Source organism: Bradyrhizobium sp. Ses1 (assembly GCF_059512365.1).
This window is the reverse complement of record NZ_JCAMOQ010000098.1, coordinates 1-11,661: the sequence shown is the minus strand read 5'-3', so window position 1 is coordinate 11,661 and position 11,661 is coordinate 1. Positions and strand designations below refer to the sequence as shown.

Annotated in this window: 7 protein-coding genes and 1 pseudogene; all 8 read right to left on the bottom strand. The window is 57.9% G+C overall.

The genetic code is table 11. The annotated features are described in order from the left end of the window. Positions 1-218: 218 nt before the first annotated feature. The 8 genes and pseudogenes from AC5ZG5_RS44500 to AC5ZG5_RS44465 all read right to left on the bottom strand — a co-directional run bounded on the left by AC5ZG5_RS44500 (position 219) and on the right by AC5ZG5_RS44465 (position 10,380). A pseudogene (locus tag AC5ZG5_RS44500) lies at positions 219-1,576 on the bottom strand (MFS transporter). A 418-nt stretch (positions 1,577-1,994) separates the two neighbouring features. Next, on the bottom strand, positions 1,995-2,897 hold the full coding sequence (locus AC5ZG5_RS44495) for an NAD(P)-dependent oxidoreductase (RefSeq protein WP_456645706.1): 903 nt from the start codon (positions 2,895-2,897) through the stop codon (positions 1,995-1,997). 11 nt (positions 2,898-2,908) lie between these two features. Next, complete coding sequence (locus AC5ZG5_RS44490; protein WP_456645707.1) at positions 2,909-3,589, bottom strand: HAD family hydrolase; 681 nt, start codon at positions 3,587-3,589, stop codon at positions 2,909-2,911. Between the two features lie 7 nt (positions 3,590-3,596). Further along, the gene (locus AC5ZG5_RS44485) at positions 3,597-5,189 is read right to left on the bottom strand and encodes an amidophosphoribosyltransferase (RefSeq protein ID WP_456645708.1); all 1,593 of its coding nucleotides are present in this window, start codon (positions 5,187-5,189) and stop codon (positions 3,597-3,599) included. A gap of 650 nt (positions 5,190-5,839) precedes the next feature. Continuing rightward, positions 5,840-6,208 carry a GIY-YIG domain-containing protein gene (locus tag AC5ZG5_RS44480; protein WP_496138723.1) on the bottom strand — a complete coding sequence of 123 codons (369 nt, stop codon included), beginning with the start codon at positions 6,206-6,208 and terminating at the stop codon, positions 5,840-5,842. 128 nt (positions 6,209-6,336) lie between these two features. Then, positions 6,337-6,693 carry a DUF6884 domain-containing protein gene (locus AC5ZG5_RS44475; protein WP_456645709.1) on the bottom strand — a complete coding sequence of 119 codons (357 nt, stop codon included), beginning with the start codon at positions 6,691-6,693 and terminating at the stop codon, positions 6,337-6,339. Between the two features lie 495 nt (positions 6,694-7,188). Continuing rightward, positions 7,189-9,402: a S8 family peptidase gene (locus tag AC5ZG5_RS44470; protein ID WP_456645710.1), complete on the bottom strand. Its 2,214-nt coding sequence runs from the start codon at positions 9,400-9,402 to the stop codon at positions 7,189-7,191. 6 nt (positions 9,403-9,408) lie between these two features. After that, on the bottom strand, positions 9,409-10,380 hold the full coding sequence (locus tag AC5ZG5_RS44465) for an AAA family ATPase (RefSeq protein WP_456645711.1): 972 nt from the start codon (positions 10,378-10,380) through the stop codon (positions 9,409-9,411). Between the last annotated feature and the right edge of the window lie 1,281 nt (positions 10,381-11,661).

The window sequence follows — 11,661 nt, the reverse complement described above, 5'->3', positions numbered from 1 at the left end:
AAAGGTGGACTTCTCTTGCTTCGGGGATCATCCATATCTTGAATCACGACTCACGATCCAAGAAAAGTGGGTACTAGATCGACGTAGCTCTCGTTGCCGAGGCGCACCTTTCGTTAATGAAGTAATCCGGCCGTACTCCCGCCCTGCCAGCAAGAATGCTGGCAGGGCACCGAAGACAAGGAGCACGTGATGTCACAGAAGTTCGACGGTTCACCCGGTCAGCGGTTCGGACTGCCGGCGAGTGCGGTGTGGCTTGCACCGCTCTCGGGTCGCGACGGCTTTGCAACTCTCGAGGGCTTGGCTGTCCCGCGATAGACGGTGAGTGCCGCGATGATGCCCAGCACGGCTGCGAGCATCAGCCAGAAGCCGGGTGAAGCCTTGTCATCGGTCCGATCGATCAGCCAAGTCGAGGCGAGTGGCGTAAAAGTGCCAAACAAGGCGGCCGCGAGCGCGAACGCCAGCGAGAAGCAGGTTGTGCGCACATGCTTCGGCACGATCTCGACAAGAGCGGCTAGCATAGTGCCGCTATAGATACCGAAGTAGAACGAGAACATCATAGCCACAACCAGCATCTTGCCGAAAGTGGGCGCGCTTACCAACCAGTGCAAGCCGGATAGGCGGTCACCAACGCAAGGCCGGCGATGGCGAGCAGAACTGGCTTGCGGCCGATTCGGTCAGATACCGCCCCGCCAATGGGATTCCAGATGAAGTTAGTCACGGCGACCATAAGCGTCACCAAGAGCGCGTCCTGGGAGGACAGCTTCAACACGTTCTTGCCGAATGTCGGCGTGTAAACGGTGACGAAATAGAAGGTCGTTGTGGTCAGGATCGCGATCACCATGCCGAGGATGACGATGCGCCAGTTCGCGAGTGCCGAGGCAAAGACCTCGCGGGCAGTGGGATGCTTCTTCATCGCCAGAAATTTCGGCGTTTCCTCCAGCGTCCGGCGCAGGAAGAAGATAAGCGGAATGATTAGGCAGCCAAGAAAGAACGGGATGCGCCAGCCCCAGGCGGCGACTGTTTCGGCCGGCATCGATTCGTTCAGCACGTAGCCCACGATCGCTGCGACAAAGATCGCGACCTGCTGGCTGGAGGACTGGAACGAGGTGTAGAAGCCGCGCTTGCCCGGGGTTGCGATCTCCGACAGGTAGACCGAAACGCCGCCGACTTCGACGCCGGCGGAAAAGCCCTGCAGCAACCTTCCGAGCAGCACGATGATGGGGGCGGCAACGCCGATTGTCGCGTAACCAGGACAGAAGGCAATGATCACGGTGCCGACCGCCATGATTGAGAGTGTGACGATCAGGCCTTGCCGACGGCCGATTTTGTCGATATAGGCCCCGAGCACGATCGCGCCGACGGGACGCATCAGGGCGCCGAGCCAGAACACGCCGAAGGTGTTGAGCAGCGAAGCGGTTTCGCTCTCGGACGGAAAGAACGCCTTGCCAATGGCGCTGGCGTAAAAGCCGAACAGAAAAAAGTCGTACTGCTCAAGGAAGTTGCCGCTCGTCGCACGCAAAATCCCGCCGATGCGCGATTTGACCGTTGGTGCGTGCGGGATAAATGTTTGTGACACTGTGAGTTTCCTCCCCGTCTGAGATGGCCGGTTGCGGAAAACCCTCACGCTAGCCTCGCTGTGATTTCGGGCAGGGAATCTGCCGTCATAGACAGCTCCGACCAACCCGTAAGCGCCCTATCTTTTCGGCATATTTTCGGCGACCCGCACGGTTGCACAGATTTTCAGGATTTGTTGTTCAGCGAGAAGCCAATCGCAGATTAAGCGGAACTGTGTTCGATCTTCGGCGACAGCGCCCATCCACCGTCAGCGAATTGTTCAGGGCAGCACCGGCAAAGGAGAACAACCAAGAATCGAAACACAATATGCGCGGCACGTTCCGGGTCAGGAACAACCGCCGACTGCCGAAATCGCGACGGTCATCGAAGTGTGCAGCACACCAGCTTTTCGGGTGCTGTTACTATGTCATCCGTTGTCCTCAGAGAAGCGCGAGATGAGGTAAGGTGAGTTCACCTTTGCCTTCGGCAACAGAGGTGTGTAATTTTTCCGCGGCGGCAGTCAGAACCGGCACGGCTATCGCGGTTTCGCCTGCTAACCGCACGGCGCAATCAATATCCTTTGCGGCATTGGTAATGGATATAGCCAAAACATCCGGTCGTTCGCCCAACATAAAGGCTGCGAAGTTTTGGAATATTCCGCTGTTGGTCGCGCCGCGACTGACCAACGAGCGCAAGGTTGCAAGATCAACGCCAAGGCCATCGGCAAACCGGCAAGTTTCGGCAGCTACCGCCGCTATGCCCATCGTCATGCCGTTATAGACCAGCTTGAGCTTATGGCCTTGCCCAACATCGCCGACATGGACGATGCCATCGCAAAACGCAGCAAGAATACCGGCAGCGATACGGAAATTTTTCTCATCCGATCCAACAACGGCGTTTAGACGTCCTTGCTCTGCATGTTCAGGGCTTCGCGTTACGGGGGCATCCATAAAGGCTAAGCCATGCTTTTGGGCCTGTTCGGCCAAACCGAGCGTTGAAGCAGGATAAGACGTTGTGCAGTCAAGTATCAGACCCTGTCGGGGTAAATGCGCGAACAATCCGTGTTGCCCAAGACAGACTGCCTCAACCTCGCGGCTTGAAGGCAAGGACAAAACGACGACATTTACATGCCTGGCCAATTCAGCAATGGAAGCATGTTCACAAGCGCCCATGCCGATTAAACGTTCCGCACCCCTACGGTTCTTGTTGGCTTTGATATGCAATTCGGCGCCATGACGCAAAAGACTGATCCCTATGCCGGTTCCCATGCGTCCTGCGCCGATCAGGCCGATCCTTTGTCGCGCTGGCATAGGCGTTGCGGTTGATAATGGATTTTCAGTCATGCTCTCGCTCACTATGCATTTGGAAAAAAGCCGGTTTCTTGCAGAATGCGCAGCAGCTTATGATGGTTATCAATGAGGTAATCCGGCTGCGCCGCGTGCAAACGCGACTCGGACACAAACCCGCCGGTAATGGCAACGCTGATCAAGCCAAGATTGCGTGCAATATCCGTTTCGACCGGCATGTCCCCGATGATGACGGTTGACCCAGGGTTCAGATTGTGTGTTTGCATGTACAATTGAAGCCGTTCGCCTTTGCTCATGCTTTTGTATTGAGTAGCCCGGCTTTCAAAGGCCAGAACCTCATTGACGCAATCGTCGATTCCAAGCCTTCGCAACTGGATGCGAAGGGGTTCGACTATATGGTTGCTGAGAATGATGGTTGAAACGGCCTGTTGACGCGCTGTTTCCAAAATGCGGCGGGCGCCGTCGCGCAGATCGGCTTTGCTCGCCAGCGGCTCGTAGGTGTCGTGAAAAATAGCGCTGCCATCGCTATCCACTGTTTCGACTTCGCGTTCCGACATTCCGAGATTGCGGTAAAGGACGGAAAGTGGAACGTCGCACTGGTCCCGAAAAGTTTGCATGTCGATGGCAGCGCGGCCGAAGCGGCTCAGAATGGCGTTCGTCGTTTGCAGCAAGGCATCGGCATCGTCGAGCAGAGTGCCGTTCCAATCGAATACAAGAGCCGGCTTCATCGTGACCTCAGGCAGCGGATACTTTTGTGAAGGCGAGATCGGCGACCAATCTATTCAAGTTTTCGTTCGCGCGTTTTTGCCCCGCAGGAGTTGGCATCTCGAACGTAAACGGAGATAGATCGATTCCATCATGCCCCTGCGGCAGCAAGGATACGAGAGAAAGAAAGGGCAGATAAGTGACGCTGGCAGCATTGATGGACAAAGCAATGTGCCTTTCGATGACCGTGAGCGTTTGCGACTCGATTTTATGGAAACACAGACTTTTCTGTCGCGGTTCGGGTGGCAATGTTTTCCAGACTTTCCAGAACGCCAACTCATCAATCGTGTCGATACCCATGCCGTAGTAATTTGGCGCTACGATGGGCGGAGAACCGATTGCCCAATGCACAGCCTTGGCCCCGGCGGCAAGGAGCATTTCCGTCACTGCCCGGCTTGTATCGCCGCGAATGAGCGCCTCATCGGCTATAATTATGGTTCGGCCTGTAATATCTTTGCTTGCGACCCGGTACTTTTGCGCGATAAGCGATTTGCGTGCGCCAGCGATGCCTATAAGCGTGCGCTCCGAGCAGCATGTTGCGATCACTTCGTGCCTTTGAACGAGGGCACCTTGTTGTTCGGCCAGAGATGCGAATAGACCATCGGCATACGGCTTTCCCGTACTCGGCATGGAAGAAACGATGATGGGGGCGGAGCCCGTTTCGACCACTAAAGTCGGCGAGATAATTCGACCCAGGGTAACGCCTATATTGTGACGGGTGCTCAGATGAGAGTGGCCTCGTATCGACGTTTTCGTATTTCCTAGATAGAGCGTCTCATAGGCGCAAAGCTTTGGGCTGTGTCGAGCACGGCCAACAAAGCGAGTGATGCAATCTCCCGTTTGTCCGTCCACATACTTGATGTGACTCGGCAATATCTCGTCCGCTTGGCCTTGTAGTCCGGAGAAAGCGCAATTTTCGGAGGCAAAAAGTACAAAACCGTCTTTGGTTTTCATGAATTCCAAAGGCCGCAAACCACTACGATTGCGGAACGCAGTTAGATTACCTTGACCATCCAATAAAAGTGCGCTGACTGCCCCATCAATACGGACATCAATGTCATGAAAGACTTTCTCGTAATCAACCGGCAGAGCGTGCTGCCAATAGTCTTTTTGACAAATGCGCTCAATAAGCTTGAGCAGAAGCTCTGCATCCGTTCTGCTGCCAAACCGATAGCCTTGGGCAAGCAGTTCTTCCTTAAGTTCATCAGCGTTGGCCAAAGCGCCGTTCAAACAAACGGTCAAGTGGCGATGGCCGGCTTTATGGTTGTCAAGGGGCTGGACGTCGCCGTCACTGTTCTCCCGGGAAGATGGAGTACGAATATGTGCAATCGCTACATGTGGCCTGAAATTCGCACCCAGTTCATCATAATCGATCGTTGCGAAGTCGCGTGGTGGCCGACATGACTTTGTATATTGAAAACCTTTTGCATGCATGAACGCGGCAACGCCGAACCCCGCCTGTCCACGATTTTCAAGCTTCGGAACCATGTGCTTGAGCCGATCGTAAACCGTCTTTTGTGAACGGCTCGAAGGCAACAGAAAAGCGCCTGCAATACCGGACATGCTTCTCTCCTAAGGACAACGTGCGTTATCGTCGTCGTTTGACGCTGCGTGTTGTTGTGTTCAACCGTGTCCGGTTGAAGACATCCATGTCTGGAGCCAGACACCAAGGCGGAAGGAATCCGCCGGCTCGGCGCGAAGCACATGGTCTTGCCCTTTATCAAGCAAGGCTCGTACCAGGGTCGGGACGCCTGAGCTGCGCCAGATCGGCTACGCGCTTCAGAAGTACGGATTGTGACCAAGCCACTCTGATCCGCACTGCGGGTCTCGCGAGACGCTGTCTCAGTCGCGGTAGGTTTGCACGCAAATAGCCGCTACAAATTAGCTTCGTAGGCCCTCGAAGATCAGCATTATCAGCTATTACCCCACTTAGGAGTCGCAGTCATGGCTTACAAACTATGACTGGCGCGCTGCGCGGAGTGCGTGCGAGTCCGAATGCCGCGAACAGGGGCAAGAGCGATATGCGTCGAACGACGTCACCGTGGTGAGTACTCCGGACCATCAGTATGGACGCTACGAGGATCTCAGCACGTATCCCGGCGAGTTTCTGAAGGAGGAGAACTGTCCCGCTACGCCGGTGTTACGATCGTCGGGCAGGGGAGGGGCCGCGGCACCCGCGGGGAGGGCGCCTAGGCTGCTCTGCGGGTGGTTTTCTAAGCGGCTCGGCTCGGCGGGCAAGGCTCCTTGGTCGCCCTTCCTCCGGGAAAGTTGTAAAGGTCTGGAAACAGCGAAGTTGTTCGAGGAGCGTCGATTTGCGTGCGGCGACTGGCCCAACGATGTAGTAGCGGTAGCGCCAGCGGCGATGTTCGCCAAGCGTATCGAGGCGCAGCAGGAGTGCCAATCCGCACAATGCGTGGCTTGACGCCTAAAAAATTGGGCTCCCGCTGGTCGAGAAACAAATAGACGCCCCGCCTAGGTATCGCTTGTGCGGCGAGGCTTCGGAAGGCAAATACGTCGCCGTTGTGGCGGCGCTCGTCGATCCATGAACATAGACGTCTAAGATCGCGGATGCGCGCCGCCATGCGTTCGGCCTCGATTAGCCACACTGAAATATTCCACCGCTCCAGCAGCGCCCATGGCGCGATGATCTCGAGTGGAGCGCTGCAGGCCTCATTAAGTTCAGTTAAAGGCGATGTGTATCTGGGGTAAGCTAGAAGCGTGATCCTGCGTCCCTGGACCAGGACCCGAAGCGCGTCGAGCACTTCGTTGGCCAGCGGCGTTGTTCGATGCGAGGCAGATCGGTAAGATTTAGGTCGTACGGCTGAAGTACGGTTTCGCACGCGACGAGGCCGTGCTTACCCGACAGAATCGCGTGCGGTGCCCCGAGTTGGCGCGCGACGCTTATGCTCAACCGGAACCTGTCCGAGATATAAAGTTTGTTTGCCGGTGCGGCTTCAGTCCGTTTGCTCTCACTGCAGCCGATCACGACCAAGGGCGCAGTGCCGTCTGGCCCGATTAGCGCTGAGCGCAGCACGAAAGTCGTTGGCTCGAACAGTTCCCCCTGCATCTCGCTCAATTCCAGGACGTGCTGCTACCTCCGATATTGGCGAGCGCCATCAACGCGGGGGGCGAAAGATGTGCAGACCAGGGCATACAACCCCCGGGTGGCCCGATCGCAAGTCTTATGGGTGGTCCTGGGCACTTAGTTCGGTTTCCCCGAGAATGGATCCCGCAACAAATTCGAATTACTCGCCACGTCTATCCTCATGCTTGGCAGCGAACAACGTGGAACGAACTAACGTAATGCCCGCCCGCCTTACCGTGAAAGCAACAGTGCACCTCGAATCGAACTGGAGTCGGCCGGACGTTGAGGCCGCGCATAATCGATCGACAGCTGCGCGAAAAGAACGAACATATAACGTGCGATGACGATGCGATTGACCCTACACGCGAATGCGCTGGCGTACACGCTCATAAAGCTGCACTTCAGCGCGCTGAACTAACTCGACGACGACCGCGAATTGCTGACTAGCGACGAAGGTTGCCCAACCGCTTTCGCACCTCACGACGAGGTAATAATTGTCACCGTAATTTTCGATCCCGCGCTTGAAGGTGATACTCGCGCGCTGGACCGATCCTTTCTCCCGGACTGTGGACTAGGCTCAAGCTTGCAGTTGAAGCGTAAGGCAAGTTCGGGGAACGGACCTTCTGCCTGATCACGCCGGCGGTAGTGTTCAAAGATCAGGTTCGGTTCGCAGCCTCGGATCAGCCGGAAACTCATGCCCACACCCGCATAGTCGTTACGGGTATGCCGGACGGGCGGATCATAGGCCAGCGTGACGCGAATCGTACGCTCGCCGTTGTTGGCCTGAAAAGGCTCGGGGATCGGAATCCGATAGACGGCGAAATGATCGATCGCGAGTTCGTCCTCAGCGTAGAGCGTCACCCGCGCATCATCGGAAAACGTAGCGCGCTCGAGGTCAATCAGCCCATGGCCGCATATGGCACGGATTGCTTCCGTGCCAAGGAGCCGCAGCCGCTCATGTGCGGTATCGGGCACTTCTGCTGAACTGACCAGCAAAGCCCGCACCAGATTCGCCGAAGCCTGCGGTAGCCGCCCCAGAATTTGACCGGCGCTAAAGGCAACGCGCGGCGCTGCGTAGGACGTACCGGATGCTGCCGTGAACAGGCAGTCCAAGTAGTCGTTGTGCAGAGTGATAATGCCAGCGCTCGCGAGATCCTCGCCGCCGCGCAGCCGGGCAACGATCGGGTCGAAGATGAGCGTTCCCCCAACGTCCACTACGTCAGGCTTGGTTGCGCCGCCGAGACCCGGACCGACGCGGGAAAAGGGCGAAGGCTCACGCTCTCGAGTGATCGGGCGAACGCGAACGTCTTCAATCATCGCAGCATCCAAGCCTTCGCCATGCGCTAGCGCTCCAACCGTGATGACGTTCAGCGCGCCGGCCGGTTCGTAAAACCGGTTCGCCGGCTCCAGCAGGTATTCCGGATACTCCGTCACGGCCTGTTCAACGCGATTGCCGCCGCGCGGACTGCGATTGCCCGCGGCGACAATGATGACGACGTCGAGCTCGCGCGCCAGCTCATCGAGCGTCGCCGCCCACGTCCCGACCTTTCCGCCGTCGAACACCCGCCGCCGATCAGCCAGCGCAATAACGAACACCCGGCAACCAAACCGCTCGTGAAGCGTCGTGATGGCCTCGCGCATCTGCGAAGGAACAAGGCGCCGATCGTCGAATTCTCCTCGGTCGTTCACGACTTTCGCGGCACAGATCCTCGATCCGCGCTGCAAACCGCCGTTGGCGAGTTGCGCCCGCAGATCGCCGAAGGTGGCTACGCCAGCGACCCGCGTTCCATGTCCCCACACATCGGCCGTTCCCAGATCGGCCGGTACTCCAATAGCTCCGACAACGATGTCGGCGAGGAAGGGGTGCTGGTTAAGTCCGCTATCGATAACGCCAATTACCGGAGCGTTCTCATCCACCACGTTCAGAGCTGGCGCGGCCTCTAGTATCAGGCTCATCGCTTCCGTTGTCGTCACATCGGGCGACGGTGGCAGGTCGACCGAAGCGATTTCCTCAATCGTCAGCAACGTCCGAACTAATCCGCCTATCAGTCGCGCACGAAACATCGTGATGGACGGCCCAAGATATTGATCGAGCACTTCGCCTCCGCGCGCTTCCAGGTACCGCACCATTTCGCCGAGTTTGCGTTCCTTTAGGCGCCGGTCGCCAAAATCCCAGATTTCGACATCCACGAGGTAACGCTCGCCCTCCCCAAAATCCTCCGGTTCAGCAAGCCCGTCCTCTCGCAGCCGCGTGCCAATCCGGTCGCGCGGTTCGACCGACCCGATGGTCTCGATCCCGGCGACAAAATTGTTGTACGGTGCGTGCCTCTGGCCAGGGGGCGCTCCGCCTTGATAGGCCTCCAACCTGGCACGGAAGTCTGCCATCTCCTCATTCGAGGCGAACAGGACCAATGTGCGATCGGCGTCGCTCGACAGCACGGTGAGACCGAGCCTCTCCCAGTCCTCCTCGAACAGCCCCCCGGTCATCTGCACTCGCAGTATTAAGGAGGGGTCGATTAATTCCGGCTTACGGCGTCGGTGCTGTTCATCGCGTGCCGCGTCGAGCTCTTGGCGCAGCCGATTCGCGTGCTGCATGCCATCGCGACCGGGAGGCGGCACACCGCGACCGTGTTTGCGGCGCTCGAATTGCTCGGGCAGCCGCACCAGCTCCAGGTGATTATAGCGCGGCAAGTCGCGTCAACTCACAGGGGGCAACCGCGATTGGCTCGCACGACGGCGGGCTTCGTCCTGCAGCGCCCGATTGAAATCGCGCTCCTGTACCTGTTTGCGGCGGTCGACAATCATTGACTTGATGGCCTGCGTGCAGACGCGTTCGATCTCGGCGAAAGAATAGCCGTCGAGCGCGCGCGCGTATTGGGTCGGATCGAACCCCGTCGGGACATTCTTAAATTTCAGCTTGAGATAGCGCGCGATCATCGCCGCGTCCGGCCTGTCGAACCAGAGGACCTCGTCGAACCGCCGCCAGATCGCTGGGTCGAGTGCCCTGTCGAGGTTCGTCGCTGCGATGAGGAAGCCCTTCGGCTGCATGCTGTCGATGAACAGCAGCAGGCTGTTGACGACACGCCGTAGCTCATTGTGTTCGCCGCTGTCATCTCTCGTGCGAGCCAGGGCGTCGAACTCGTCGAAAAACAAGACGCAAGGCTGCTTTCTTGCGAACTCGAAAGTTTTGCGGATGTTCGCTGCGGTCTCGCCGAGGTAAGACGAAATAAGCCGGTCCAACTTCACCAGGAACAGTGGGAGCCCAAGCTCGGCCGAGAATACCTCTGCGCACAGGGTCTTGCCGCATCCTGGTGGTCCGCAGAACAGTAGCTTCGATCGCACCTTGAGCCCGTGGCGGCGGATTTCCTCGGCGCGACGGTATTCTTTGACGAGACCTAGCAGCACTCGGACGTTCGTCGCGCTGAGGATTATATCGTTCCCGTTATGCTGCGGGTCGATGCGCTCGACAAAATCCGCGGCGGCCTCCGGAAAAGGGATCAGCGGCGCCAGTGCCTTTGGAGCGCTCGGTCGGCGAGCGCCAGCCTCAAGAGTCCTGCGCAAACTCCGCGCAAGTACTCGGTTGTTCTTTTTTTCCTCCTCGTCGATGATCTGCTCCGCCACGGCGCGGAAATCTTCGTCGCGCCCATAACTGGCCAGCAATTTCTTCATCAACTCACCGCGAGCCATCGTCTCGTCTTCTCCTGCCGGCCGAATCATAACCTCAACTTTATTGTTTCACGATGGGGTTGCGGGCAATTTAAACACTCTCGTTTCAACGGAATCCATCCGATTTCGACGCCTTTCGACGGGATTCTCTCATTTTTTCACGGGTTTTGCCCCCTAGCCATCGAACTTTGGGGAGCACTGGCTGAAAATCGTCGCGACCGGCTCGCCGCCCGGGGGGCCGGGGCAACTCGACCCTAAGCCCGGTGCACCGGCGCCATGGGCCCAGACGGCACCGTGCTCTTTCATGATGCCCTCGACGATGGCGCGTTCGGCCCGAAAGGCATGATGATCGAGTTCCACAAATTGATGGCGCTGCCGCCTCAATGGCCCCGCGCGGCGGGTTGTGCCCCTGGAGCCAAGGCGGGCGTAGGCCGATCATCCGAAACGGCCTGGTGGTCGGTCCACGCATCACCGCACGGGGCGTGACCTCTTCGTGCAGGCTTGTGCGGGCGGGTTGGTCCGTCGCTCGGGCACCCGGCTTGGGCAGGCGATACGAGGTCCGTGATGTGGCCTGTGCGCGTTGCTGGAGTCACTAGTCTCTCGGAGAACTTCCGTCTCATCGACTTCCAAGACGATGCCTGAAGGATTGCGCCTGGTCGCCTGACAACAATGTCAAAGTGAAGTTCGACGGGCGCCTGATCACACGCATCTATACCCCGATCAGGTGGCACCGAGAGCGTGAACCAAATACATTCTTGCGTATTGCTATGGCGCCGGACCGGCAGGCGAATGACCACACGCATGATTGTGGGCGACGAGCGGCAGTTAGTTTAGGCCACGGCGATCCTTCGAGCTGATGAGCCGCGCGTCGACAACTATCCGCTTTGGGGAGGAGCGTCGTTCGCTTTGCCATAGCCGATGGAATGGCAAACCGAGCACGGCGCGGCGTTTTATCTTAATGAGCGATCGGCACGACCGGCCCTGGTCCTCAACAACCTCCGCCTCCCGGTGCCCACCCTCGTCGAGCGGCAGCCCGACGATGAACGTCTTTGTGAGATTCCAGCCGCCATTCTCGATATCGTACAACCGACGAGCACGTTTGTTCTCAGCGGCAAGTTCTTATCGATCCGGTACATAAGCCGACTGTCGAAAAATGAGATCGAGACTCGACGCCTTGGTACGACGGCTTACTGGCGTCAGATAAAGTGTAAGCGGTAAGAGCTCCCACGTCCGCAGTGATCAGCGGGCGCGTGCGTAGCGGATCGGCATCCAGTATTGGCGCAG

What these genes read in the sequence shown, in the direction of transcription:
- AC5ZG5_RS44495 (WP_456645706.1), bottom strand. Translation starts at nt 2,897, where the DNA reads ATGACTGAAAATCCATTATCAACCGCAACGCCTATGCCAGCGCGACAA.
- AC5ZG5_RS44490 (WP_456645707.1), bottom strand. Translation starts at nt 3,589, where the DNA reads ATGAAGCCGGCTCTTGTATTCGATTGGAACGGCACTCTGCTCGACGAT.
- AC5ZG5_RS44485 (WP_456645708.1), bottom strand. Translation starts at nt 5,189, where the DNA reads ATGTCCGGTATTGCAGGCGCTTTTCTGTTGCCTTCGAGCCGTTCACAA.
- AC5ZG5_RS44480 (WP_496138723.1), bottom strand. Translation starts at nt 6,208, where the DNA reads ATGGCGGCGCGCATCCGCGATCTTAGACGTCTATGTTCATGGATCGAC.
- AC5ZG5_RS44475 (WP_456645709.1), bottom strand. Translation starts at nt 6,693, where the DNA reads ATGCAGGGGGAACTGTTCGAGCCAACGACTTTCGTGCTGCGCTCAGCG.
- AC5ZG5_RS44465 (WP_456645711.1), bottom strand. Translation starts at nt 10,380, where the DNA reads ATGAAGAAATTGCTGGCCAGTTATGGGCGCGACGAAGATTTCCGCGCC.